Source organism: Kosakonia sp. SMBL-WEM22, from assembly GCF_014490785.1.
Taxonomy (GTDB): domain Bacteria; phylum Pseudomonadota; class Gammaproteobacteria; order Enterobacterales; family Enterobacteriaceae; genus Kosakonia.
Map to the genome: position 1 here is coordinate 4,921,305 of NZ_CP051488.1, position 23,615 is coordinate 4,944,919.

At 56.7% G+C, this 23,615-nt stretch carries 24 protein-coding genes; 13 read left to right on the forward strand and 11 right to left on the reverse strand.

Annotated elements, in window-relative coordinates; genetic code table 11:
- The first annotated feature begins 15 nt into the window (after nucleotides 1–15).
- The 3 genes from glpK to fpr all read left to right on the forward strand — a co-directional run bounded on the left by glpK (nucleotide 16) and on the right by fpr (nucleotide 3,486).
- Nucleotides 16–1,524: a glycerol kinase GlpK gene (gene glpK / locus HF650_RS23730; protein WP_187800609.1), complete on the forward strand. Its 1,509-nt coding sequence runs from the start codon at nucleotides 16–18 to the stop codon at nucleotides 1,522–1,524.
- Nucleotides 1,525–1,632: 108 nt separating this feature from the next.
- A complete protein-coding gene (gene glpX / locus HF650_RS23735; RefSeq protein WP_042717041.1) occupies nucleotides 1,633–2,643 on the forward strand; it encodes a class II fructose-bisphosphatase in 1,011 nt (336 codons plus the stop codon).
- Nucleotides 2,644–2,739: 96 nt separating this feature from the next.
- The gene (gene fpr, locus HF650_RS23740) at nucleotides 2,740–3,486 is read left to right on the forward strand and encodes a ferredoxin--NADP(+) reductase (RefSeq protein WP_187800610.1); all 747 of its coding nucleotides are present in this window, start codon (nucleotides 2,740–2,742) and stop codon (nucleotides 3,484–3,486) included.
- Here fpr and HF650_RS23745 read toward each other — a convergent pair whose 3' ends face one another.
- Nucleotides 3,487–3,906: a DUF805 domain-containing protein gene (locus HF650_RS23745; RefSeq protein ID WP_187800611.1), complete on the reverse strand. Its 420-nt coding sequence runs from the start codon at nucleotides 3,904–3,906 to the stop codon at nucleotides 3,487–3,489.
- Nucleotides 3,907–4,019: 113 nt separating this feature from the next.
- Between HF650_RS23745 and HF650_RS23750 the strand changes: the two genes are divergently transcribed.
- Entirely contained in the window at nucleotides 4,020–4,619 is a 600-nt protein-coding gene (locus HF650_RS23750; RefSeq protein ID WP_187800612.1) for a DUF1454 family protein, read from the forward strand.
- A gap of 107 nt (nucleotides 4,620–4,726) precedes the next feature.
- Nucleotides 4,727–5,494: a triose-phosphate isomerase gene (gene tpiA, locus HF650_RS23755; RefSeq protein ID WP_023479339.1), complete on the forward strand. Its 768-nt coding sequence runs from the start codon at nucleotides 4,727–4,729 to the stop codon at nucleotides 5,492–5,494.
- A gap of 39 nt (nucleotides 5,495–5,533) precedes the next feature.
- Here the strand turns inward: tpiA and HF650_RS23760 are convergent, their stop codons facing one another.
- The 5 genes from HF650_RS23760 to fieF all read right to left on the reverse strand — a co-directional run bounded on the left by HF650_RS23760 (nucleotide 5,534) and on the right by fieF (nucleotide 10,967).
- Entirely contained in the window at nucleotides 5,534–6,838 is a 1,305-nt protein-coding gene (locus HF650_RS23760) for an SLC13 family permease (RefSeq protein WP_187800613.1), read from the reverse strand.
- A 73-nt stretch (nucleotides 6,839–6,911) separates the two neighbouring features.
- A complete protein-coding gene (locus HF650_RS23765) occupies nucleotides 6,912–7,670 on the reverse strand; it encodes a CDP-diacylglycerol diphosphatase (RefSeq protein WP_187800614.1) in 759 nt (252 codons plus the stop codon).
- Between the two features lie 112 nt (nucleotides 7,671–7,782).
- Nucleotides 7,783–8,772 carry a sulfate ABC transporter substrate-binding protein gene (locus HF650_RS23770; protein ID WP_124970974.1) on the reverse strand — a complete coding sequence of 330 codons (990 nt, stop codon included), beginning with the start codon at nucleotides 8,770–8,772 and terminating at the stop codon, nucleotides 7,783–7,785.
- Nucleotides 8,773–8,918: 146 nt separating this feature from the next.
- Nucleotides 8,919–9,881 carry a 6-phosphofructokinase gene (pfkA, locus tag HF650_RS23775; protein ID WP_187800615.1) on the reverse strand — a complete coding sequence of 321 codons (963 nt, stop codon included), beginning with the start codon at nucleotides 9,879–9,881 and terminating at the stop codon, nucleotides 8,919–8,921.
- A 201-nt stretch (nucleotides 9,882–10,082) separates the two neighbouring features.
- A complete protein-coding gene (gene fieF, locus HF650_RS23780; RefSeq protein ID WP_187800616.1) occupies nucleotides 10,083–10,967 on the reverse strand; it encodes a CDF family cation-efflux transporter FieF in 885 nt (294 codons plus the stop codon).
- A gap of 216 nt (nucleotides 10,968–11,183) precedes the next feature.
- On the opposite strand from fieF, the gene HF650_RS23785 reads away from it, so the two are divergent.
- Both HF650_RS23785 and HF650_RS23790 read left to right on the forward strand, forming a co-directional pair.
- Complete coding sequence (locus tag HF650_RS23785; protein WP_223284235.1) at nucleotides 11,184–11,726, forward strand: hypothetical protein; 543 nt, start codon at nucleotides 11,184–11,186, stop codon at nucleotides 11,724–11,726.
- Nucleotides 11,723–12,124: a putative T6SS immunity periplasmic lipoprotein gene (locus HF650_RS23790; RefSeq protein ID WP_187800617.1), complete on the forward strand. Its 402-nt coding sequence runs from the start codon at nucleotides 11,723–11,725 to the stop codon at nucleotides 12,122–12,124. Before HF650_RS23785 ends, HF650_RS23790 begins: the two co-directional genes overlap by 4 nt.
- 167 nt (nucleotides 12,125–12,291) lie before the next feature.
- Here the strand turns inward: HF650_RS23790 and cpxP are convergent, their stop codons facing one another.
- Nucleotides 12,292–12,786, reverse strand: coding sequence for a cell-envelope stress modulator CpxP (gene cpxP, locus HF650_RS23795; RefSeq protein WP_187802803.1), 495 nt, complete (start codon nucleotides 12,784–12,786; stop codon nucleotides 12,292–12,294).
- Between the two features lie 151 nt (nucleotides 12,787–12,937).
- On the opposite strand from cpxP, the gene cpxR reads away from it, so the two are divergent.
- Both cpxR and cpxA read left to right on the forward strand, forming a co-directional pair.
- Nucleotides 12,938–13,636: an envelope stress response regulator transcription factor CpxR gene (cpxR, locus tag HF650_RS23800; protein WP_034812606.1), complete on the forward strand. Its 699-nt coding sequence runs from the start codon at nucleotides 12,938–12,940 to the stop codon at nucleotides 13,634–13,636.
- Nucleotides 13,633–15,006: an envelope stress sensor histidine kinase CpxA gene (gene cpxA, locus HF650_RS23805; RefSeq protein WP_023479308.1), complete on the forward strand. Its 1,374-nt coding sequence runs from the start codon at nucleotides 13,633–13,635 to the stop codon at nucleotides 15,004–15,006. Before cpxR ends, cpxA begins: the two co-directional genes overlap by 4 nt.
- Nucleotides 15,007–15,039: 33 nt before the next feature.
- On the opposite strand, the gene yiiM is transcribed toward cpxA, so the two are convergent.
- Nucleotides 15,040–15,711, reverse strand: coding sequence for a 6-hydroxyaminopurine reductase (gene yiiM / locus HF650_RS23810; protein ID WP_187800618.1), 672 nt, complete (start codon nucleotides 15,709–15,711; stop codon nucleotides 15,040–15,042).
- A gap of 213 nt (nucleotides 15,712–15,924) precedes the next feature.
- Between yiiM and HF650_RS23815 the strand changes: the two genes are divergently transcribed.
- Nucleotides 15,925–16,776, forward strand: a complete 852-nt coding sequence (locus HF650_RS23815) for a dihydrodipicolinate synthase family protein (protein WP_249118879.1) — start codon at nucleotides 15,925–15,927, stop codon at nucleotides 16,774–16,776.
- A 78-nt stretch (nucleotides 16,777–16,854) separates the two neighbouring features.
- Here the strand turns inward: HF650_RS23815 and sodA are convergent, their stop codons facing one another.
- Entirely contained in the window at nucleotides 16,855–17,475 is a 621-nt protein-coding gene (sodA, locus tag HF650_RS23820; RefSeq protein ID WP_023479369.1) for a superoxide dismutase [Mn], read from the reverse strand.
- 288 nt (nucleotides 17,476–17,763) lie between these two features.
- On the opposite strand from sodA, the gene rhaT reads away from it, so the two are divergent.
- A complete protein-coding gene (gene rhaT, locus HF650_RS23825; RefSeq protein WP_187800620.1) occupies nucleotides 17,764–18,798 on the forward strand; it encodes an L-rhamnose/proton symporter RhaT in 1,035 nt (344 codons plus the stop codon).
- Here rhaT and rhaR read toward each other — a convergent pair whose 3' ends face one another.
- Together rhaR and rhaS are read right to left on the reverse strand one after the other, a co-directional pair.
- Nucleotides 18,799–19,647, reverse strand: a complete 849-nt coding sequence (rhaR, locus tag HF650_RS23830) for an HTH-type transcriptional activator RhaR (RefSeq protein ID WP_187800621.1) — start codon at nucleotides 19,645–19,647, stop codon at nucleotides 18,799–18,801. It abuts the gene before it with no gap.
- 73 nt (nucleotides 19,648–19,720) lie between these two features.
- On the reverse strand, nucleotides 19,721–20,557 hold the full coding sequence (rhaS, locus tag HF650_RS23835; RefSeq protein ID WP_139567504.1) for an HTH-type transcriptional activator RhaS: 837 nt from the start codon (nucleotides 20,555–20,557) through the stop codon (nucleotides 19,721–19,723).
- A 301-nt stretch (nucleotides 20,558–20,858) separates the two neighbouring features.
- Here rhaS and rhaB point away from each other — a divergent pair, with 301 nt between their 5' ends.
- Entirely contained in the window at nucleotides 20,859–22,328 is a 1,470-nt protein-coding gene (rhaB, locus tag HF650_RS23840; protein ID WP_187800622.1) for a rhamnulokinase, read from the forward strand.
- Nucleotides 22,325–23,584, forward strand: coding sequence for an L-rhamnose isomerase (locus HF650_RS23845; protein WP_187800623.1), 1,260 nt, complete (start codon nucleotides 22,325–22,327; stop codon nucleotides 23,582–23,584). The genes rhaB and HF650_RS23845 overlap by 4 nt, the downstream gene beginning before the upstream one ends.
- The last annotated feature ends 31 nt before the right edge of the window (nucleotides 23,585–23,615 follow it).

A 23,615-nucleotide genomic window follows, 5' to 3' on the forward strand; every position in this document is an offset into this window, starting at 1 on the left:
TACGGGATCATAACTATGACTGACAAAAAATATATCGTTGCGCTCGACCAGGGCACTACCAGCTCCCGCGCCGTTGTGATGGACCACGATGCCAACATCATTAGCGTTTCACAGCGCGAATTTGAACAAATTTATCCGAAGCCAGGCTGGGTTGAGCACGACCCGATGGAAATTTGGGCGTCGCAAAGCTCCACGCTGGTCGAAGTGCTGGCGAAAGCGGATATCAGCTCCGACGAGATTGCCGCCATCGGTATTACTAACCAGCGCGAAACCGCGATTGTCTGGGAGCGCGAAACCGGCAAACCGATTCATAACGCTATTGTCTGGCAGTGTCGCCGCACCTCTGAGATCTGCGAAAAGCTCAAACGCGACGGTATGGAAGATTACATCCGCAGCACCACCGGGCTTGTGATCGACCCCTACTTCTCTGGCACCAAGGTCAAGTGGATCCTCGACCACGTTGAAGGTTCGCGCGAGCGTGCTAAACGCGGCGAACTGCTGTTCGGTACCGTCGATACCTGGCTTATCTGGAAAATGACCCAGGGGCGCGTACACGTCACCGACTATACCAACGCCTCACGTACCATGTTGTTCAACATCCACACGCTGGAGTGGGACGACAAAATGCTGGAAGTGCTGGATATCCCGCGCGCAATGTTGCCGCAGGTGCGTAAATCCTCCGAAGTGTATGGTCAGACCAACATCGGTGGTAAAGGCGGCACGCGTATTCCTATCGCCGGTATTGCGGGCGACCAGCAGGCTGCGCTGTTTGGTCAGCTCTGCGTGAAAGAGGGGATGGCGAAAAACACTTACGGCACCGGCTGCTTTATGCTGATGAACACCGGCGAGCAGGCAGTGAAATCCGATCATGGCCTGCTGACCACCATCGCCTGCGGCCCGAAAGGTGAAGTGAACTATGCGCTGGAAGGCGCGGTGTTTATGGCGGGTGCTTCCATTCAGTGGCTGCGCGATGAGATGAAGCTGATTAACGACGCGTTCGACTCCGAGTACTTCGCCACCAAAGTGAAGGACACCAATGGCGTCTACGTTGTTCCGGCCTTCACCGGCCTGGGCGCGCCCTACTGGGACCCCTATGCACGCGGCTCCATCTTCGGCCTGACCCGCGGCGTTAACGCGAACCACATCATCCGTGCGACGCTGGAGTCGATTGCCTTCCAGACCCGCGACGTGCTGGAAGCGATGCAGGCTGACTCCGGCATTCGCCTGCACGCACTGCGTGTGGATGGCGGTGCGGTAGCGAATAACTTCCTGATGCAGTTCCAGTCCGACATTCTCGGCACGCGCGTTGAGCGTCCGGAAGTGCGCGAAGTCACCGCGCTGGGCGCCGCTTACCTGGCAGGTCTGGCGGTCGGTTTCTGGCAGAACCTGGATGAGCTGCAGGAGAAAGCGGTGATCGAGCGCGAATTCCGACCGGGCATCGAAACCACCGAGCGTAACTTCCGCTACACCGGCTGGAAAAAAGCCGTGAAACGCGCAATGGCGTGGGAAGAACACGAAGAGTAATCCGCTCCACTTATGCCCTCTCCCGCCCGGGAGAGGGCATCTGCCTTACCCCCCTCCGCTTTTCACTGTGTTAAACTTCGCGCAATTTCTTTCAAAACTGAGTGTGTGATGAAACGAGAACTTGCCATCGAATTCTCCCGTGTTACCGAAGCTGCGGCGCTGGCTGGCTATAAGTGGCTGGGGCGCGGCGATAAAAACACGGCGGACGGCGCAGCGGTACACGCTATGCGCATTATGCTCAACCAGGTCAACATTGACGGCACAATTGTCATCGGCGAAGGGGAGATCGACGAAGCGCCGATGCTCTTTATCGGTGAGAAAGTGGGCACTGGCAAAGGCGATGCGGTTGATATTGCCGTCGATCCGATTGAAGGAACACGTATGACGGCGATGGGCCAGGCCAACGCGCTGGCGGTGCTGGCGGTCGGCGACAAAGGCTGCTTCCTCAACGCGCCGGACATGTATATGGAGAAGCTGATCGTCGGTCCCGGTGCCAGAGGCGCTATCGATCTCAACCTGCCCCTGGCCGATAACCTGCGCAATATCGCCGCCGCGCTCGGTAAACCGCTCAGCGAACTGACGGTCACCATTCTTGCCAAGCCGCGCCATGATGCGACTATCGCCGAATTACAGGCGCTGGGCGTGCGCGTGTTTGCCATTCCCGATGGCGATGTCGCCGCCTCGATCCTCACCTGCATGCCCGACAGCGAAGTGGATGTGCTCTACGGGATTGGCGGTGCGCCGGAAGGCGTGGTGTCGGCGGCGGTAATTCGCGCGCTCGATGGCGATATGCAGGGCCGGCTGCTGGCGCGTCACCAGGTGAAAGGCGACAGCGAAGAGAACCGCCGTATCGGCGAGCAGGAGTTGAAACGCTGCCGCGGTATGGGGATTGAGGCGGGCAATGTGCTGCGCCTCGATGAGATGGCGCGCAGCGATAATGTCATCTTCTCCGCCACCGGCATCACCAAAGGCGATCTGCTGGACGGCATTACGCGCAAAGGCAATATGGCGACCACCGAGACGCTGCTCATCCGCGGTAAATCGCGCACCATTCGCCGGATTCAATCGATCCATTATCTGGATCGTAAAGACCCGGACGTACAACGACATATACTGTAAGTCTATTTGTTCAATTGAGCTTTCCGGCCCGCGCGGGCTGGAAATCTCAGGCGACAACCACCAGGATAAGGCAACGTTACAGAACAGGAGAGAACCATGGCGGATTGGGTAACAGGAAAAGTCACAAAGGTGGAATTCTGGACCGATGCACTCTTCAGCCTCACCGTACATGCCCCCGTTCAACCCTTCACTGCTGGACAGTTCGCCAAGCTTGGGCTGGAGATTGACGGCGAGCGCGTGCAGCGCGCTTACTCCTACGTCAATGCGCCGAGCAATCCCGATCTCGAGTTCTATCTCGTCACCGTTCCGGAAGGCAAACTGAGCCCGCGCCTGGCCGCCCTGCAACCGGGCGATGAACTGTTAATTGTCAGCGAAGCCGCCGGCTTTTTCGTGCTGGAAGAGGTACCGGAGTGCGAAACGCTCTGGATGCTGGCAACCGGCACGGCCATCGGGCCTTATCTGTCGATGCTGCAGGAGGGGAAAGATCTTGAGCGGTTCAAAAATATCGTTCTGCTGCATGCGGTGCGTTACGGCGCGGACTTGAGCTACCTGCCACTAATGCTGGAGCTGCAAAAGCGCTATGAAGGGAAGCTGCGCATTCAGACGGTGGTCAGCCGCGAGACGCTCTCCGGCTCTTTAACCGGGCGCGTACCGGCGCTGATTGAGAGCGGTGCCCTTGAGGAAGCGGTCGGTCTGCCGATGACTGCCGAGACCAGCCATGTGATGCTGTGCGGCAACCCGCAGATGGTGCGCGACACGACTCAATTGCTGAAAGATACCCGACAGATGGCCAAACACCTGCGCCGCCGTCCGGGGCATATCACCGCTGAACACTACTGGTAATCAGCGAAACTTCACTTCAAGCGTCTCGCTGCCAAAACGATTTTTGCCCTGGGTGCCGATCATCGCGCCCAGGTCGATCATCATTACCACGATAATCGCCACCGGGATCAGGCGTCCCACCGCCCACGCCAGCGTGCCGTTAAGAATTTCCCAGTTGCCTGACAGCAGCATCCATGCCAGCACCATCAGCAGCGCCCAGGCGCCGTGGCGACCGCGATCGTGCAGCCGTTTGACCACCACGCAGGCGGTCGGCCAGATCAGGCAGACGAGGATAAATGCCGCCGTCTGGAAATCGAGCATGCCGCCATTCGCCAGCACAAACAGCAGGGTCATACTCACGACCCACAGCACCATCCAGATCCAGAAATCGCGGCGTCCGATGCGCCCCTTAAACGAAAACAACCACTGCTGTATGCCCATGTAAGGTTCCTTATTATCGTAATAGCGGCTAGTGTACCCTGGCGGCGGGAGTTTTTGACAAGGCCGCCCAATCTCGTTTTAATCGTCAGCACACTCTACAGAAGGCGATGTGAATGAAAGCACGGCGTTACCACTTTTGGCTGCTCTTTTCCGCGCTGGCGTTTTGCGTGCCGGGTTGGGCAGAAGAGGCGCCAGCCGCCGTCACCGCGCCCTACTTATTGCCAGGTGCGCCTACCTTTGATGAATCTATCAGCCAGTTCCGGGAGAAGTTCAATACCGACAATCCCACGCTTGCGCTGAACGAGTTCCGCGCTGTCGATAGCCGCAGCGATCGCGCCAACCTGACGCGCGCGGCTACGCGCATCAATGATTATCTCTATGCCTCCACGGCGCTGGAGCGCGGCACGTTAAAGATCAAATCGATGCAGATCACCTGGCTGCCGGTGCAGGGGCCAGAGCAGAAAGCGACGAAAGCGACGGCGCAGGAGTATATGAGCGCCTTTATCCGCGCCTTCTCTCCGACCATGACCGCCGCGCAAAGCATGCAAAAACTGCAAAAGCTGCTGACCAACGGCAAAAACAAGGCCTACTACGCTGAGACGGAAGGCGCTGTGCGCTATGTAGTGGCAGACAACGGCGAAAAGGGGCTAACCTTCGCGGTTGAACCGATTAAGCTGACGCTATCTGAACCTCTGGAAGGGAACAATAAATGACAAAAAGCAAAGCCTTTCAGGGGAGGGATCTCTATACTGTTTCTCAGACCATGCTGCCCTGATGGGCGGCCATTTTCATTAATTCGCCAAGCGCGTGGAGAGTAAAAATGCGACATCCTTTAGTGATGGGTAACTGGAAGTTGAACGGCAGCCGCCACATGGTAAACGAACTGATTGCCAACCTGCGTACCGAACTGGCGGGCGTTTCAGGCTGCGGCGTGGCGATTGCGCCGCCGAACCTCTACCTGGACCTGGCAAAACACGCCGCTGACGGTAGCCACATCATCCTTGGCGCGCAGAACGTTGATACCAACCTCTCTGGCGCGTTCACCGGCGAAACCTCCGCTGAAATGCTGAAAGATATCGGCGCAAAATACATCATCATTGGTCACTCCGAGCGTCGTACTTACCACGCGGAATCCGATGAGCTGATCGCGAAAAAATTCGCCGTGCTGAAAGAGCAGGGTCTGGTTCCGGTGCTGTGTATTGGTGAAACCGAAGCGGAAAACGAAGCGGGTAAAACCGAAGAAGTGTGCGCTCGCCAGATCGACGCAGTGCTGAAAACGCAGGGCGCGAGCGCGTTCGAAGGCGTGGTTATCGCGTACGAACCCGTTTGGGCGATCGGTACCGGCAAATCTGCTACCCCGGCGCAGGCTCAGGCCGTGCACAAATTTATCCGTGACCACATTGCGAAAGCCGACGCGAAAGTGGCTGAGCAAGTGATCATCCAGTACGGCGGCTCTGTTAATGCCAGCAACGCGGCAGAACTCTTTGCCCAGCCGGATATCGACGGCGCGCTGGTTGGCGGTGCTTCCCTGAAAGCCGACGCTTTCGCGGTGATCGTTAAAGCTGCTGAAGCCGCTAAACAGGCGTAATGCTGCTGTTACCCTCTCCCGCCCGGGAGAGGGTCTCTTCTACAATTTCCCCAGTACCTTAAACCACGCGTAATCAAGCGGCAGCAACAGCAGATAACTCACCAGCGCCAGCGCCAGACAGAGCAGCATCCCCGCGCGCGCAGGCACTTTACCAAGCGCCATCGCCACTACAATCGGCGAAGCCTGATAGGGCAGCAGCGGCGTCGAATAGCCCAGCACCTGAATCATAATCACCGACAGCAGCGGGAAACTGGTGGCGTCGGAAAAGCTCTGCGCCAGCGTGGTAAACAGCGCCGGAACGCCGTTGGCGGTCATAATAAAATTGAGCGCGGTGGTAATGCCGGTGAGCGCGAGAAAACTGGTGAACGGGCGTTCGGCATCAAGTGGCATCACATGCAATAGCGCCTCGCCCACCGCGCTACCGATACCCGTTTGCGTCACGGTGATCGCCAGCCCCAGAATCCCGGCGACATAGATGCAGGTGCGAATATTTACCCCGCTGGAGAACTCATCCCCGGAGATAAATCCGATGCGCGGTAGCAGCGTAACGAAGGCGGCTGCCAGCCCGGTCCACGCCGGACCAATGCCGTGCCAGCTCTCCGTCACCCACAGCGTCAGCACCACTGCCAGCAGCCACGCGAGACGCCTCTCATCCCTGCTCATCGGCGTAGAGGGCAGCGCTTCACGCATCGCCTGCGGTTTACCGGGAAAGAGCCAGCAAATTAAGCCAATCAGGATCGCGCCTTTCAGGATCCCCAGCACCGGCGTGTGCAGCAGCAGATAAGGCAGGTAGTTGAGATGGATACCGTAGGAGCCTTCTGCTGCGCCGCTCATCACCAGGTTGGGGACATTAGCGGGCAGAATCGTCGCCGAGAGCTGGAAAGTGCCAAAGCCGACTGCAAGCGCGAGGCCATACCACGCGCGCGTGCCCTCATTGATACCGGCGCGCGCGGCCATCGCCGCGACAATCGGCATTAACAGCGCAATGCGCCCCATATTGGAGGGCATAACAAACGCCAGCGCATAGCTGAGCAGCACTACGCTTGCCACCATCTGCGGCCACGAGCCGGTCATCTTCGCCGATAGCGCTCGCGCCGCCCGATCCGCCAGCCCGGTTTTGCGAATGGCGATACCAAGCACAAAGCCGCTAAACACCAGCCAGAAAGCGGACGAGGCAAAGCCGCCAAAAATCACCTCCGGCGGCGCGATTTTCGCGATCATCGCGGCGGTGAAAAAGAGCAGCGCGGTGATGAACTCCGGCAGCAGCGACGTCGCCCAGAGAATAATGGTGATACCGACAATAACAGAGGGAAGGAACAGAGGGTGTGAAAGCCAGAATGACATGCCTGTCTCCTGTAGATTTTTCCAGCAAGTCTACGGCGACAGGCAGAGTGAGTAAATGCGAATTATGGTGGGGTTATTTGAGGATCTCGCACTGATGATCCTGAATCTCTTCCGCCGATGCGCGGTTTAACGCCAGCAGGTTTCGCTCTGTCGCCAGCAGCACAAACGAGCCGTCCGACTGCTGTGCCAGCGCCAGCGCAAAGCGTCCCATATGCGCTTTCGCGTCCGGCACCTCTTCCGCCAGCATCAGGAAGGGGCTGCGCTGCGCCAGTTCCGCTGCCGTTACGCGTCGGGCTAAATACTCATGCCCAAGCAGCCCGCCGGGGAACGCCAGCCACTGGCTGCTGATGCGCCCGGCATTCTCATTGAGCTTTTCGCGCACGTCGGTCCGCAGGCAGGAGATATGAATGTGGAAATGGTTCTGGGTGCGACCAAGGCGGGAGTTGATGGCTAGCGAGACCACCTCATCCGGGATCGGGCTACCGCGCCGGGTGCTCATTACATCGCGTGATTGCCAGGACTGCCAGAAGAAGTTCGGCGTTGCAGTCTTAAGCAATATTGGGCTTTCGGTGCCATTGATCTGATAAGTGGGCATTAACAAATACTGCAACGGGCCGTTGCGGTCCTTCATTAACACATAGCCGTTTTTGAGATTCACCTGCTCACAGGGTGCGGGATTGTTGTGATTACGCATATTGGGCAGGCACTGCTGAAAGACGATTTGGCGCAACGCGTCCGGGTTGCTGGTGAACTTCATCCAAATCCATACACCTGCGGCTGCAACGACAATCAGGACCAGCAGGACAATCATAAGATGTTTAACAGTTTTCATTTTCCGCTTCCTTTGCTGAAAGAAACGGCATAATAGCGCAAAAATTAAACGAAGTGACAACTCGAATTAGCCGGATAGCACTTACGCCATCCGGCTGGTTTAACAATAAAAATTACCGTTTGCTGATCTGATCAAAGGTGCCGCCGTTGGCAAAGTGCTCTTTCTGCGCCTTGCTCCAGCCGCCGAACACATCATCAATGGTGAACAATTTCAGTTTCGGGAATTCGCTGGCGTACTTCGCCGCAACCTGTGCATCGCGCGGACGGTAGAAGTTCTTCGCGGCAATCTCCTGCCCTTCTGGCGAGTAGAGATATTTCAGATAGGCTTCCGCCACTTTTTGGGTGCCCTTTTTATCCGCGACTTTATCAACCACCGACACAGTCGGTTCGGCGAGGATAGATTCACTCGGGGTGACGATCTCAAACTTATCTTTGCCCAGCTCTTTGGTCGCCAGCAGCGCTTCGTTTTCCCACGCAATCAGCACATCGCCAATCCCGCGTTCCACGAAGGTGTTAGTCGCGCCACGCGCGCCGGAGTCGAGCACTTCGACATTTTTGTACAGCGCTTTGACAAACTCCTGCGCTTTAGCCTGATCGCCGCCGTTCTGGTGCAGGGCATAACCCCAGGCTGCCAGGTAGTTCCAGCGTGCGCCGCCGGAGCTTTTCGGGTTTGGCGTGATAACGGAGACGCCCGGTTTTACCAGATCGTTCCAGTCGTGGATCTGTTTTGGGTTGCCTTTGCGCACCAGGAAGACAATGGTCGAGGTATAGGGCGCAGAGTTATCAGGCAGGCGTTTGATCCAGTTTTTGTCGATACGGCCACGCTCAGCGATCGCGTCAACGTCATAGGCCAGCGCCAGCGTCACTACATCAGCGTCGATACCGTTGATTACCGAGGTTGCCTGTTTGCCGGAGCCGCCGTGCGACTGGCGGATCACCACATTGTCACCGGTCTCCTGTTTCCAGTGCGCGCTAAACGCTTTGTTGTACTGCTCATAAAGTTCACGCGTCGGATCGTAAGACACGTTTAACAGTTGAATATCTTTTGCCAGTACGCTGCTGGAAGCCAGCAGCAGCGTTAAGCCTACGCCCCATTTATTCATCGCCCGCTCTCTTCGGTTGTCAATTTTGATGACACCAGCCTGCCAGAAAGGGATCCGATGATTAAAGAATAAAAAAAGATTGGCTATAACTTTGGGGAATATCTTGCGATAAAAAAACGCCCTCAGCAGAGAGGGCGTTATGCAGATTAGTAGAGCTTTTTCGCGCAGTCCAGCCAGTCGCCTTTGAACGGACGCTTCATGTTTTCAATCGCGTCGATAATGTCGTGATGCACCATTTTTTCGTTCTGGATACCGACGCAGCGGCCGCCGTAGCCCTGCAGCAGCAGATCGATAGCGTACGCGCCCATGCGGGAGGCGAGAATGCGGTCGTAAGGCACCGGCGAACCGCCACGCTGGATGTGACCCAGCACGGTCGCGCGGGTTTCACGCTGCGTTTCGCTCTCAATGTACTTCGCCAGTTCGTCGATATCGCAGATGTGCTCAGTGATGGCCACAATCGCGTGTTTCTTACCTTTGGCAATACCGGCTTTGATCTCGGCCACCAGGTCTTCGCGGTTGAACTCCACTTCCGGCAGAACGATAAACTCACACCCGCCGGCAATGGCTGCCGCCAGGGTCAGATCGCCGCAGTAACGGCCCATCACTTCAACGATGGAAATACGCTGGTGCGAAGAGGAGGTGTCACGCAGGCGGTCAATCGCTTCAACCACAGTTTGCAGCGCAGTAAAGTAGCCGATGGTGTAGTCGGTACCGGCGACGTCGTTATCGATGGTGCCCGGCAGACCGATGCACGGGAAGCCCATTTCGGTCAGGCGTTTCGCACCCATATAGGAGCCGTCGCCGCCGATGACGACCAGCGCGTCAATGCCGCGCTTTTTCATGTTTTCGATAGCCACGGCACGGATATGCTCTTCGCGGAACTCCGGGAAGCGGGCAGAGCCGAGGAAGGTACCGCCGCGGTTGATCATGTCAGACACGCTGTAGCGGTCGAGCTGGATCATCCGGTCTTCATACAGGCCCAGGTAGCCGTCGTAGATACCTGCAACTTCCAGACCTTCTGTTAATGCTGCACGGACAACGCCGCGGATGGCGGCATTCATGCCTGGCGCATCACCGCCGCTTGTCAACACACCGATTTTTTTAATCATGACTACCTCTGAACTTAGGAATGCAAAATAAAATTCTGTGGCCCGAAGCAACTCCCACGGGGAGCGAACAACAATGCTGCAAATAGTATCTCAATCCCCTACTGCTGAATTGATTCAGGTCAGGCGAAATGGGGGTATTTTATACACAACCTCACTGCCTGACCCACACTTAAAAAACGCGTTACGAAAGCCTCTGCGGGCTTATCGTCCTTGAGGAACAACCGAGCACGGATCCTGATGAATAATCACATCGGAGCCGGGGAAACGGCGCAAAATTGCCTGCTCGACCTGTTCAGCGACAAGATGCGCCTCAACCAGCGGCAGGTGATCGTCCATTTCCAGATGTATTTGAATAAAGCGGGTCGGCCCTGACTGCCGCGTGCGAAGATCGTGCGCGCCTTTGACGCCCGGCCAGGAAGTGACAATATTAACAATCTCCTGGCGCTCTCCATCGGGTAGCGCGCGATCTAACAGTGCCTGCACCGCCTCATATCCCATACGCAACGCACTGTACAAGATATAGCCGCCGATACCCAGCGCAAACAGCGCATCCGCCCGGTGCCAGCCATACCACGCCAGCCCAAGCGCGATGAGAATAGCGCCGTTCATCATAACATCAGACTGATAATGAAGCATATCCGCGCGCACCGCCTGGCTGTGTGTTTTGCGCACAACCCAGCGTTGGAAAGTAACAAGAATCACTGTGCTTATCAGCGCCACCAGCGTGACAGCAACGCCAATTCCCGCGGCCTGCAAGGGCTCCGGCTGCACAAGTTGCTGAATACCGGTTAAAAAGAGAAACAGCGCGGAGCCGGAGATAAACATGCTCTGTGCCAGCGCGGCCAGCGACTCCGCTTTGCCATGTCCGAACGTATGCTCCTCATCCGCCGGTTGCAGCGAATAGCGCACCACCAGCAGGTTGGTGAGCGACGCGGCGATATCCACCAGCGAGTCGACCAGCGCCGCCAGAATACTGACCGAACCGGTATGCCACCAGGCGAAAATTTTAATCACCAGCAGTAGCGACGCCATGATGGTTGCCGCCATTGCCGCCCGTGTGACCAGCCGTCCATAAGATGCTTTCATACACGCTCCTGCTTGTCGTTGGCGGAATTATAACGGATAGCAAAAGCAGCAATGGAGAAAATAGGGGCAGGAATTGCGTATCAAACGTTAGTAGTGGATTAATCATTAAGGCACCATGAAACCATACCCACAAAACTAACAAGGCCTTGTTGACAGGATATTTACCAAAGCATAGAAACCACATTTTTAAAGGGGATTAACTATAAAGGGAAGAAAATGGCCACGGAAGAAAACAAGTCCAGACCGATCACTGCCGGCGAAAGAGAGATGATAGAACCACTATATAAAGATTCTATCAATTACGGCGACGTAAACATTTTCAACGGTGAATACTTACCCTTCGGGTTTCAACTTGATGATTATGTAATGGCTCCCAATGGGAACATCTATTTTCCGGAAGGTTTATTCAGAGAAGATTTTTCATCTGCTGATCTAATTGATAAAGCTATCTTTGTTCATGAGATGGGTCACGTATGGCAGCATCAGATGGGTGTGAATGTGAGATCAAGAGGGCTATTTAGCCTGGCTTCAAGTTATGAGTATTCTTTGCCACGCGAAAAGGATTTGGCTGATTACAGCCTTGAGCAACAGGCATCTATCATTGCTGATTATTACGTTCTTACAAAATATGGCATTAACATATTCCTGCAACAATCTACGTTCAAAGGATTAATCGGTCCCGATCTTAAAGATAAATATGAGAATACCCTGCGTTTTTTCCTGGCCTCTCCTTCAGATAAACGGTGCCTGTGGAAATGAAAAAATACGTTCTGTCTTTATTGGCTCTTGCTATGGGTGGATGCACGTTACATAACTCACCTTATCGTTTGGCTGAAGTCTCTTTGGCTAAAGATGGACAACCCTGCGTGGCGGTACCTGCCGATTCAATGACAAAAGACAGGAAGTCCCGCTTACTTGTTCTTCGAGTTTCAGAACGCTTTGCGGATAAGCAGATGCACCTGGTGTGGCAACGTGACGATATGAAAAATCCGACATTTATTGTGCAGCCCGGAAAGTGTCTGCCTGTTCACTTTCGATTTGAAAAGGGTAAAGAGTACAGCGTGAATGTCATTACTGCTTTTTCAGCCCGTGAAGTTGAAACTAAACGAATCTGGTCGACGTCATTCACTCTCGAAAAACCAGCCAACAAAAAATGATGACAAAATTTGAGCGCATTTTTTACGCTCATCTTTGAGACGCCCTCACGGCAACTGACATGACACTACTTTCTTACGATATAGGTCGTTAATTCGGGCAAAAAAAACCCCCACATCATGTGGGGGAAGACAGGGATGGTGTCTATGGCAAGGAAAAACAGGGGTTGTTACCTGGTACTGCTACTACTCATTACCGCCAACGGGGAGCTTTTTTGCATCTGCGCAACGTTACGCAGCTTTGCCATCCGTTGTTGGTGCTTCTGGTTTAAAACCGCTTGCTGCTCCGGTGTTAGCAGGTGGTACATCTGGTTACGGACTTTCGCCATCTCAACCTGGCGAGCGACCTGCTCCTGCGCCATTTTTTCTGCCTGAGCGCGTACAGCGGTTTCATCAAATTTATCTGCGGTGACAAGGCTGTGCATTGTCTCCATTTCGCTAACATTAACAGGTGGCTGGTCGTGCCGCGCCTGTGTCATCAGATCCCGCATCTGCTGGCGCTGATGTTCGGTCAGATTAATACCGTCGAACATATGGCTCTGAACACTGCGCTGTGCAATTCCCTCGGTGGGGTGCCAGTTATCGCCTGTTACGGCTTCAGCAGCCTGGCTAACAGCGCTTAATGTCAGCGTTGAGGCCATGACGGCAGCGGTAACGATGCGCATCATTTACTCCAGTAACCTATTTGTCTCACGAGTGAACGAAAATCAGTCTACGATTCAGGCTGCAAACATGCGTCAGGGGGTGTAAAACAACGTAAAGTCATGGATTAGCGACGCTTGATGACGTAATTTCTGCCTCGGAGGTATTTAAACAATGAATAAAATCCTTTTAGTAGATGATGACCGAGAGCTCACTTCCTTGTTAAAGGAACTTCTCGACATGGAAGGTTTTAACGTGCTCGTTGCCCATGATGGTGAACAGGCGCTCGACCTCCTTGATGACAGCATCGATTTGCTTTTGCTCGACGTGATGATGCCTAAGAAAAACGGCATTGATACCCTTAAAGAGCTACGACAGACACACCAGACACCGGTAATCATGCTTACTGCCCGAGGCAGCGAGCTGGATCGCGTTCTCGGCCTTGAGCTGGGCGCGGATGACTATCTCCCGAAACCCTTCAACGATCGTGAACTCGTGGCGCGTATCCGCGCGATTTTGCGCCGCTCCCACTGGAGCGAACAGCAGCAGAACAGCGACAGCGGTTCGCCGACGCTGGAAGTGGACGCGCTCAGCCTCAATCCTGGCCGCCAGGAAGCGAGCTTTGACGGTCAGTCGCTGGAGCTTACCGGCACCGAATTTACTCTGCTCTACCTGCTGGCTCAGCATTTAGGCCAGGTGGTGTCGCGTGAACACCTGAGCCAGGAAGTGCTGGGTAAACGCCTGACGCCGTTCGATCGGGCCATCGACATGCATATCTCCAACCTGCGCCGCAAACTGCCGGAGCGTAAAGATGGGCATCCATGGTTTAAAACCCTGCGCGGTCGCGGTTATCTGATGGTCTCCGCTTCATGATAGGAAGTTTGACCGCCCGCATCTTCGCCATCTTCTGGTTAACCCTGGCGCTGGTGTTGATGCTGGTATTGATGGTGCCCAAGCTGGACTCCCGCCAGATGACGGAGCTGCTCGACAGTGAGCAGCGCCAGGGTCTGATGATTGAACAGCATGTGGAAGCGGAGCTGGCTAACGACCCGCCGAACGATCTGATGTGGTGGCGCAGGCTGTTTCGCGCTATCGACAAATGGGCGCCGCCCGGTCAACGTCTGCTGCTGGTCACCAGCGAAGGGCGCGTGATCGGCGCGGAGCGCAGCGAAATGCAGATCATCCGCAACTTTATCGGCCAGGCCGATAACTCCGATCATCCGCAGAAGAAAAAGTATGGCCGCGTTGAAATGGTGGGTCCCTTCTCCATTCGCGACGGGGAAGATAACTACCAGCTCTATCTGATTCGTCCTGCCAGCAACTCGCAATCCGACTTTATCAACCTGCTGTTTGACCGCCCGCTACTGCTGCTGATCGTCACTATGCTGATCAGTTCACCGCTGCTGCTGTGGCTGGCGTGGAGCCTGGCAAAACCGGCGCGGAAATTGAAAAACGCGGCGGATGAGGTGGCGCAAGGCAACCTGCGTCAGCATCCGGAGCTGGAAGCCGGGCCGCAGGAGTTCCTCGCCGCCGGGGCCAGTTTTAACCAGATGGTGAGCGCGCTGGAGCGCATGATGACCGCGCAGCAGCGTCTGTTGTCGGATATCTCCCACGAGCTGCGCACGCCGCTGACGCGCTTGCAGCTTGGCACTGCGCTGCTGCGCCGCCGGAGCGGAGAGAGCAAAGAGCTGGAGCGCATTGAAACCGAAGCGCAGCGGCTGGACAGCATGATCAACGATCTGCTGGTGATGTCGCGCAACCAGCAGAAAAACGCGCTGGTCAGCGAAACGGTCAAAGCCAATCAGCTGTGGCATGAGGTGCTGGATAACGCCGCGTTCGAAGCCGAGCAGATGGGCAAATCCCTGACGGTCACCTTCCCGCCCGGGCCCTGGCCGCTGTATGGCAACCCCAACGCGCTGGAGAGCGCGCTGGAGAACATTGTCCGCAACGCGCTGCGCTACTCCCACACCAAAATCGAAGTGAGCTTTGCGGTGGATAAAGAGGGCATCACCATCAACGTTGATGACGACGGCCCAGGCGTCAGCGCAGAAGATCGCGAGCAGATTTTCCGCCCCTTCTACCGCACCGACGAAGCGCGCGACCGCGAATCGGGCGGCACCGGCCTCGGGCTGGCGATTGTCGAAACGGCGATTCAGCAGCATCGCGGCTGGGTGAAAGCGGACGACAGCCCGTTAGGCGGTCTACGCTTAACCCTCTGGCTGCCGCTCTACAGACGCGCCTGATAATGCGCCCTCTCCTGCCGGAGGGGCGTTTTTTTATCCGCGCAGCCGCCGGGCATTATCTTCAACCTTGCCGCTCAGGCGCCGCTTCTGCATCGTGCGCGTCCAGCTCGCTGATAGCCCCGCCGCCGCCAGCAAGCGCTGGTACTGCTCATCATCAAACGGTTGATACCAGGCGATCGCCGCGGCCTCATGAACGCTGACATCGCTGACTCGTGAGACAAGCTCTAACGGCGCGTCAGCGGCGACTTTGCCTGCGGCAATTACCCGGTAGAGCCAGCCCACGCGACCGCTCGCCTGCATCTGCGTGGCCATATCCTCAATGCCGAAGTGGTAGTTGAGCTTAAAGCAGGGGGAGCGTGGCTGCGTCACCTGAATCAGCGTCTCGCCCCAACGAAAGATATCGCCGATAAAGACATTCTGCTCCGTCAGCCCGACGGTAGAGAGATTTTCGCCGAAGGCGGGCGCGCAAAAGAGCGCGGCCTGTTGTGGGAAGGCTTGTACCCAGTGCGCGTAGTGTTCACGCGGATAGTGGCAGAGCGCGCGATCCGCCCCGCCGTGGTAGCTCTTCTCTGCCTGCTCATCGCCAGCAATGCCCAGCTCCGTCAGGGTCAGCTCGCCCTGCACCTGCAATTTGGCGATGGCGCTCGGTCGGCTGCCCGCATAATCCCTTATCTTGCCCCTGAAAACATTTACCTGATGGCGCATCTTCCCTCCCGGAAGTCCGTTGTTGGTCGCGTTATTAGAGCACACTTTTTTCTCACCCGAAGCGGCGAAAATGAGACATTCATGCGCGTGTCTGAGGCCATGCCGTGTTATCACTTACCTTGAGTTTTGAAACGCAATTTCATTAAACGAGGAGAGAGCGACGTGGTCACTACAGTTCCATTTTCCGGCGTCTGGTGCCCTTCCATCACGCCGATGGATCGCGAAGGGAGTATCGATCTGGCAGGCTTAGCACACCATATTGCCCGCCTGAACGCGGCGAAAGTCGATGTTGTACTGCTGATGGGCAGCATCGGGGAGTTTGCCTCGTTCTCCCTTGAGGAGCGCTTAATGCTTATCCGCGAAGCGCGGGAGATGACGCCGGGCACGCTGGTGGCAAACGTCTCCTCCACCTGCTTTTCCGATGTGCTGCGCATGGCGCAGGAGGCGCGTCGCGTCGGGTATGACGCAGTCATGGTGCTGCCGCCCTATTACTACGGGCAGACCAGCGGGCAGTTATTGCACTACTTCCGCGCCATCGGGCAGGCGCTTGAGGGCAAGTGGTTCGCCTACAACTTCCCGGCGCGCACCGGCTGCGACTTAACGCCAGAGCTGGTCGCTACCCTTGCCGCCGAGTTTGCTGATTTCGCCGGCATCAAAGATACGGTCGATTGCCAGTCGCACACGCGGAGTATGATCCTCGCCACCCAGGCGGTACGCAGCGATTTTGCGGTGTTGAGCGGCTACGACGAGTATTACATCCCGAACTTGCTGGCAGGCGGCGCAGGGGTGATCTCCGGGTTGAATAACGTTATGCCGGAGCTGTTTGTGCAGGCGAGAGAAGCCTGGCGCACCGGCGATCTCGACGGGTTGAGTAAAGCGCAGCAGGAGATCGGCAAGTTTATGGCGATCTACGCCATCGGGGATGATTTCGTCACCACCATCAAAACCGTGGTGTCACGCAAATTTGGCTACTCAACGCCCGTCTCGCGCAACGCCGGCGGCACGCTCAGCGACGCGCAGTTCGCCATCGTCGACCAGGTGTTTAATATCGCATCGCGGCGATAAGCCACAGGCAATAAAAAACCCCCGACGGCGAAGCCCGACGGGGGTTGACCTCACGCAAGCGTGGGGGAGAAAACGAACTTATTTTTTAGCGGCGAAACGCGCTGCTGCTTCGTCCCAGTTCACCACGTTCCAGAACTCTTTGATGTAGTCCGGACGGCGGTTCTGGAACTTCAGGTAGTAAGCGTGTTCCCACACATCCAGGCCGATGATCGGGAAGCCGGATGCGCCAGAGATCGCTTCGCCCATCAGCGGGGAGTCCTGGTTTGCGGTGGAGACCACAGCCAGTTTATCGCCTTTCAGCACCAGCCATGCCCAGCCGGAACCGAAGCGGGTTGCAGCTGCTTTTTCAAATTCAGCTTTGAAGTTGTCCACGGAACCGAAATCGCGCTCGATAGCCGCTTTCAGATCGCCCTGCAGGGTAGTGCCGACTTTCAGGCCTTTCCAGAACAGGCTGTGGTTAGCGTGGCCGCCTGCGTTGTTGCGCAGTACGGTTTTCTTGTCGGTCGGCAGCTGGTCGAGCTTCGTGATCAGCTCTTCAACCGGCAGGCTGGCGAACTCCGGCAGGTTTTCCAGCGCGGCGTTAGCGTTGTTAACGTAGGTCTGGTGATGTTTAGTGTGATGGATTTCCATCGTCTGCTTGTCGAAATGAGGCTCAAGGGCATCATACGCATACGGCAGAGCGGGCAGTGTATAGCTCATTTTCATCTCCATTTTAGTCTGGCGGCGGGTTTGTTAACGCCGCGTAAGCAGTTGGATCATTATAGTTAATTACGTGATATTGAAAATGTTTATCAATGCCGTAGTTTCTATAAGGTTATCTATTTTAGTTATGTTCTTGAAATTGTGAAGCTGCTCACCCCCATCATGCCCTGATTGCCAGCGCCATGGGCAGCGCGGCAACTGTCTCAAGGTTAAATCGTTTACTGATTTTTACACTCTGCCAGTCGGTGTCCTCTGTCCCGGCCATAAAAACAAAAGGAGTGAACAATGAGTAACGCGATTACGATGGGTATTTTGTGGCATTTGATAGGCGCGGCCAGTGCAGCCTGTTTCTATGCCCCGTTCAAAAAGGTCAAACAGTGGTCATGGGAGACGATGTGGTCGATAGGCGGCCTCGTCTCCTGGATAGTTCTCCCGTGGAGCATCAGCGCGCTGTTACTGCCCGATTTCTGGGCCTATTTCAGCTCGTTCAATGCTTCCACCCTGCTGCCAGTCTTTCTCTTCGGCGCGATGTGGGGCGTCGGCAATATCAATTACGGTTTAACGATGCGCTATCTCGGCATGTCGATGGGCATTGGTATCGCCATTGGCATTACGCTGATTGTCGGCACCCTGATGACGCCGGTGCTCAACGGCAATTTCGGCGTGCTGATCCATACCGAAGGGGGCCGTATGACGCTGCTTGGCGTGCTGGTCGCCCTGATTGGCGTCGGCATTGTAACGCGCGCAGGCCAGCTGAAAGAGCGCAAAATGGGCATTAAAGCTGAAGAGTTCAACCTGAAAAAAGGGCTGGCGCTGGCGGTGATGTGCGGCATCTTCTCGGCAGGAATGTCCTTTGCGATGAACGCCGCTAAACCGATGCACGATGCCGCCGCCGCGTTGGGCATCGACCCGCTCTATACCGCGCTGCCGAGCTATGTGGTGATCATGGGCGGTGGCGCACTGGTCAACCTTGGCTTCTGCATCATCCGGCTGGCAAAAGTGAAGAATTTGTCGATAAAAGCAGATTTCTCACTGGCAACGCCGCTGATTATCAGCAATCTCCTGCTCTCCGCTCTCGGCGGGTTAATGTGGTACCTGCAATTCTTCTTCTACGCCTGGGGCCATGCCCGTATTCCGGCACAGTATGACTATATCAGCTGGATGCTGCACATGAGTTTCTACGTGCTGTGCGGCGGCATTGTCGGGCTGGTGCTAAAGGAGTGGAAGAACGCCGGACGTCAGCCGGTCAGCGTACTGAGCCTCGGCTGCGTGGTGATCATTATCGCGGCCAATATTGTCGGCCTCGGTATGGCGAGCTAATCAGGCGGCGGCGCGACTGCGATGACGCCACTGTCCTGGCGTCATCCCCACTTCGCGGCTAAAGACCACCGAAAAGTAGTTACTGTCCTCAAACCCGCACTGCATGGCGATTTCGCCAATCATCTGCTCCGAGTGCTGGAGCAGATATTGCGCGTGGCAGATGCGCAGCTGGCGCAGATAGTGGTTGATGGTCATGCCGGTCTGGGAGCGAAACTGCTGGCGCAGGGCGCGCTCGCTGCACTGCTCCTGCTCACAAAACTGCTCAAGCGCAAAGCTGCGGTTCAGGCTGCCGGAAAGGGCAGTGATCAGCTTATCCAGCAGCGCTTCGCTGTGGGTGGCGGCAAGGTTATCGGCGGCGAAACGGTGGCGTTTTAAGGTCATCACCAGCTGGGCAAAGAGCGTTTCCGCCATCATATTCGCCAGTGGGTCGCTCTTGTTACTCTCATGCTCCAGTTGGGCAATTACCTGGCGGGCCTGGGTCATGCCGCTGCTGCCGATGCGCCAGTGCGGGCTCCACGCTCCGCCGCTAAAGCCGGGGATCAGCCCCCCCCAGTCGAGATTGAGCGTAAGCCGCTCGGGGCAGTAGATGATGTTCTGCAACACCAGATCGTTAACCGAGGCGTAAGAGTGGCAATCCTCGGCGCGAATATAGAAGAGATCGCCGCGCGTAATGCGGTAGGGGCGGTTGTTAAGCACATGCAGGCCATTGCCGCGCCATACCATCACCAGCTCATTAAACTCGTGGGTATGTTCGGCAAACACATGTTGCGGGTAGCGGTCCGCCACCCCCACCGCCTGACCGGCGCGCGGAAAAAAGTCGTCCCGACGAAGAATAAGCTGGCCTGTCACATCATCACCTCTGCATGCACTAACCTGACATTATTAGCCAAAGCGCAGCCAAAAATCGGTGATTCTCTTCTCGTTACTGAAGCAGGGTATCGCGCCCCTGGCGAATTTCACGCGGTGACCAGCTAAACTCGCGGCGAAACAGGGTCGAAAAGTGGTTACTGTCGCCAAACCCGCAACGAAAAGCGATATCCGTTACGCTCTCATCGCTGTGGCGCAGCATATGGCGCGCTTTGATTAGCCGCAGGCGGTTCAGATAGCGCTGCGGCGTCATGCCGGTGGTCTGTTTAAGCTGGCGATGCAGCGTGCGCAAAGAGAGCGTGAAGCGCTCGGCAAGCGACGCCCAGCAAACATCCTCCGCGAAGTGATCCTCCAGCCACAGCAGCAGCTGGTTAAGCCGCGCGTCGCTGTTGCCCATCTCCGCCTGCTGGCTGCTACGACGCAGCAGCACCAGCAGCTGCATAAAGAGCATTTCGCGGTTGGCAATATCGTGGGTTTCCAGTTCCGCGCCCTGCGCCTCCATCTGGCTGATAATGCCGCGCACCTGCCCCAGCGTCTGCTGGCTCACCCGCCAGTGCGACGGGTAGTGCCCCTCCTGCTCCTGCGGTAACAGCTGGTTTAACCCAGCAAGGAACTGGAAAGCATCCGGCGAGCGGTAGAGCACATTGGTCAGGCAGAGATTATCGGTGTGCTCATAGAGATGGCGGTCATGATCGCGCACAAAGCAGACCGTGCCACCGCTGATGGTGTAAGGCTGGCCGTTAAAGACATGAATGCCGGAGCCATGCTCAACAATCACAATTTCATGAAAATCATGATGATGCTCAGGGAAAGCCGCCTGCGGCAGCCGCGGCTCAATGGCAACCGGTGATTTACCTGGCGGAAAGAAATCGACGCTATGCAGTATGGTCATGATCGCCCCAGCACATGAGAAACAGTCTCAAAATAGTAATTAAGGGCGGCCAACCTCACCTTTAATTTTCGACGCCATTTCGCGCATAAGCTGCCCGTTTTTTAAGAAACGCCCGGAAAGATCGGGAAATGTGGCGAGAGTCACAATGGCGTAAGACTCCGTCATCACTGGAATTTGTGAACTCTCTCACGTTCATCTTTGCTTTCTTGCCAGCGCCCCTTCGCCGCTGTCAGTAGCAAGAAGGTAGACCCCACGCCCCCTTTTTTAGACTGTCCGCAATGACTCTATGAAGGACCTCATCATGACTTTTCGCCACTGCGTCGCGGTTGATTTAGGTGCCTCCAGCGGACGGGTAATGCTGGCGCGTTACGATTGCCGGAGCCGGGCGCTGACGCTTCAGGAAATTCACCGCTTTGTTAACTGCTTACAGAGCGTCGACGGCTTCGACTGCTGGGATATCGACCGCCTGGAAGTCGAGATCCGCACCGGGCTGCAAAAGGTGTGCGAATCCGGCGTGCAGCCTGACAGCATCGGCATTGATACCTGGGGCGTCGATTATGTGTTGATTAACCGCGCAGGCGAACGCGTCGGCCTGCCCATTGCCTACCGCGACAGCCGCACCGACGGCATTATGCAGCGCGCTTTCCAGCAGCCGGGCAAAGCCGATATCTATCGCCGCAGCGGCATCCAGTTTCTCCCCTTCAACACGCTCTACCAGTTACGCGCGCTGGCGGAACAGCAGCCGCACACCGTAGAGCAGGTGGAGCACGCCCTGCTGATCCCGGACTACTTCAGCTTCCGCCTGACCGGGCAGCGCAACTGGGAGTACACCAACGCCACCACTACGCAACTGGTCAATATCAACACCGACACCTGGGACGCCACGCTGCTCGACTGGGCTGGCGTGCCCGCAAGCTGGTTTGGTACACCGACCCATCCGGGAAATGTGATTGGCGACTGGATCTGCCCGCAGGGCAACGCTATTCCGGTGGTCGCCGTAGCCAGCCACGATACCGCCAGCGCAGTGATCGCCTCACCGCTGGCCGATAACGATGCGGCATATCTCTCTTCCGGCACCTGGTCATTGATGGGTTTTGAGAGCAAAACGCCCTACACCAGCGACGCCGCGCTCGCTGCCAATATCACCAATGAAGGCGGTGCCGAGGGGCGCTACCGCGTGCTGAAAAACATCATGGGCTTGTGGCTGTTACAGCGGGTGCTGAAAGAGCAGAACATCAGCGACCTGCCCGCGCTTATCGCCCTCACCGAACAGATCGCGGTCGGCCGCTTCATCATCAACCCCAACGATGAGCGCTTCATCAACCCGGCAAACATGAGCGCCGAGATCCAGGCCGCCTGCCGCGATGCGGATCAGCCCGTGCCACAGAGCGCCGCCGAACTGGCGCGCTGCATTTTCGACAGCCTCGCCCTGCTCTATGCCGATGTGCTGAGCGAGCTGGCGACCCTGCGCGGCAAGCCCTTTACCCGCCTGCACATTGTCGGCGGCGGCTGCCAGAACCAGTTGCTGAACCAGCTTTGCGCCGACGCCTGCGGATTGCCGGTGGTCGCCGGGCCGGTTGAAGCCTCAACGCTCGGCAATATTGGCGTACAGCTGATGACGCTCGATGAACTGACCAACGTCGATGAGTTCCGTCAGGTGGTGGCGGCTAATCACCCCCTGCTCACCTTTACCCCCGATTCTGATAATGAAATCGCCCGCTATGTCGCGCGTTTTCAGCAAAAACGACAGACAAAGGAGCTTTGCGCATGACCACTCAACTTGAACAGGCCTGGGAGATTGCCAGGGAACGTTTTGCCGCGGTCGGCATCGACGCCGAGGAGGCGCTGCGTCAGCTCGATCGCCTGCCGGTCTCAATGCACTGCTGGCAGGGCGACGATGTGGCCGGGTTCGAAAACCCGGAAGGCAGCCTGACTGGCGGTATTCAGGCCACCGGTAACTATCCGGGGAAAGCGCGCAACGCCGCCGAATTACGCGCCGATCTGGAGCAGGCACTGAGCCTGATCCCCGGCCCTAAACGCCTTAATCTGCACGCCATTTATCATGAAGCCGATGGGCCAGTGGCGCGCAACGAGATCAAACCGGAGCACTTTAAAAACTGGGTTGCGTGGGCGAAAGCCAACAAGCTGGGGCTCGATTTTAACCCCTCCTGCTTCTCTCACCCGCTTAGCGCCGACGGCTTTACCCTCTCTCATGCCAATGATGAGGTGCGCCAGTTCTGGATTGAGCATGTGAAGGCCAGCCGCCGCGTCTCTGCCTCCTTCGGTGAGCAGCTCGGTACGCCGTCAGTGATGAATATCTGGGTGCCGGATGGCATGAAGGATGTGACCGTCGATCGCCTGGCCCCGCGCCAGCGTCTGCTTGCTGCGCTGGACGAAGCAATGAGCGAGAAACTGGATCCGGCGCACCATATCGACGCCGTGGAGAGCAAGTTGTTCGGCATCGGTGCCGAGAGCTACACCGTCGGCTCGAATGAGTTCTATATGGGGTACGCCACCAGCCGCCAGACCGCGCTCTGCCTGGATGCGGGCCACTTCCACCCAACGGAGGTGATCTCCGACAAAATCTCCGCCGCCATGCTCTATGTGCCGCGCCTGCTGCTGCATGTCAGCCGCCCGGTGCGCTGGGACAGCGATCACGTGGTGCTGCTGGATGATGAAACCCAGGCCATCGCCAGCGAGATCATTCGCCACCAGCTGTTTGACCGTGTGCATATCGGCCTCGACTTCTTTGACGCCTCTATCAACCGTATCGCCGCGTGGGTGATTGGCACCCGCAATATGAAAAAAGCACTGCTGCGCGCCCTGCTGGAGCCGGTTGAACAGCTGCGCCAGCTGGAAGCCGACGGCGATTACACCGCGCGCCTCGCGCTGCTCGAAGAGCAGAAATCCCTGCCATGGCAGGCGGTGTGGGAGATCTATTGTCAGCGCCACGATACCCCCGCCGGCAGTCAGTGGCTTGAGAGCGTGCGGGCGTATGAGCAAGCGGTATTACGCCAGCGCCAGTAATGCTGTGCCGGATGGTGGCTTACGCCTTATC

Coding starts and splice junctions, on each gene's coding strand:
- glpK (WP_187800609.1), top strand. CDS start 16: ATGACTGACAAAAAATATATCGTTGCGCTCGACCAGGGCACTACCAGC.
- glpX (WP_042717041.1), top strand. CDS start 1,633: ATGAAACGAGAACTTGCCATCGAATTCTCCCGTGTTACCGAAGCTGCG.
- fpr (WP_187800610.1), top strand. CDS start 2,740: ATGGCGGATTGGGTAACAGGAAAAGTCACAAAGGTGGAATTCTGGACC.
- HF650_RS23745 (WP_187800611.1), bottom strand. CDS start 3,906: ATGGGCATACAGCAGTGGTTGTTTTCGTTTAAGGGGCGCATCGGACGC.
- HF650_RS23750 (WP_187800612.1), top strand. CDS start 4,020: ATGAAAGCACGGCGTTACCACTTTTGGCTGCTCTTTTCCGCGCTGGCG.
- tpiA (WP_023479339.1), top strand. CDS start 4,727: ATGCGACATCCTTTAGTGATGGGTAACTGGAAGTTGAACGGCAGCCGC.
- HF650_RS23760 (WP_187800613.1), bottom strand. CDS start 6,838: ATGTCATTCTGGCTTTCACACCCTCTGTTCCTTCCCTCTGTTATTGTC.
- HF650_RS23765 (WP_187800614.1), bottom strand. CDS start 7,670: ATGAAAACTGTTAAACATCTTATGATTGTCCTGCTGGTCCTGATTGTC.
- HF650_RS23770 (WP_124970974.1), bottom strand. CDS start 8,772: ATGAATAAATGGGGCGTAGGCTTAACGCTGCTGCTGGCTTCCAGCAGC.
- pfkA (WP_187800615.1), bottom strand. CDS start 9,881: ATGATTAAAAAAATCGGTGTGTTGACAAGCGGCGGTGATGCGCCAGGC.
- fieF (WP_187800616.1), bottom strand. CDS start 10,967: ATGAAAGCATCTTATGGACGGCTGGTCACACGGGCGGCAATGGCGGCA.
- HF650_RS23785 (WP_223284235.1), top strand. CDS start 11,184: ATGGCCACGGAAGAAAACAAGTCCAGACCGATCACTGCCGGCGAAAGA.
- HF650_RS23790 (WP_187800617.1), top strand. CDS start 11,723: ATGAAAAAATACGTTCTGTCTTTATTGGCTCTTGCTATGGGTGGATGC.
- cpxP (WP_187802803.1), bottom strand. CDS start 12,786: ATGCGCATCGTTACCGCTGCCGTCATGGCCTCAACGCTGACATTAAGC.
- cpxR (WP_034812606.1), top strand. CDS start 12,938: ATGAATAAAATCCTTTTAGTAGATGATGACCGAGAGCTCACTTCCTTG.
- cpxA (WP_023479308.1), top strand. CDS start 13,633: ATGATAGGAAGTTTGACCGCCCGCATCTTCGCCATCTTCTGGTTAACC.
- yiiM (WP_187800618.1), bottom strand. CDS start 15,711: ATGCGCCATCAGGTAAATGTTTTCAGGGGCAAGATAAGGGATTATGCG.
- HF650_RS23815 (WP_249118879.1), top strand. CDS start 15,925: ATGGATCGCGAAGGGAGTATCGATCTGGCAGGCTTAGCACACCATATT.
- sodA (WP_023479369.1), bottom strand. CDS start 17,475: ATGAGCTATACACTGCCCGCTCTGCCGTATGCGTATGATGCCCTTGAG.
- rhaT (WP_187800620.1), top strand. CDS start 17,764: ATGAGTAACGCGATTACGATGGGTATTTTGTGGCATTTGATAGGCGCG.
- rhaS (WP_139567504.1), bottom strand. CDS start 20,557: ATGACCATACTGCATAGCGTCGATTTCTTTCCGCCAGGTAAATCACCG.
- rhaB (WP_187800622.1), top strand. CDS start 20,859: ATGACTTTTCGCCACTGCGTCGCGGTTGATTTAGGTGCCTCCAGCGGA.
- HF650_RS23845 (WP_187800623.1), top strand. CDS start 22,325: ATGACCACTCAACTTGAACAGGCCTGGGAGATTGCCAGGGAACGTTTT.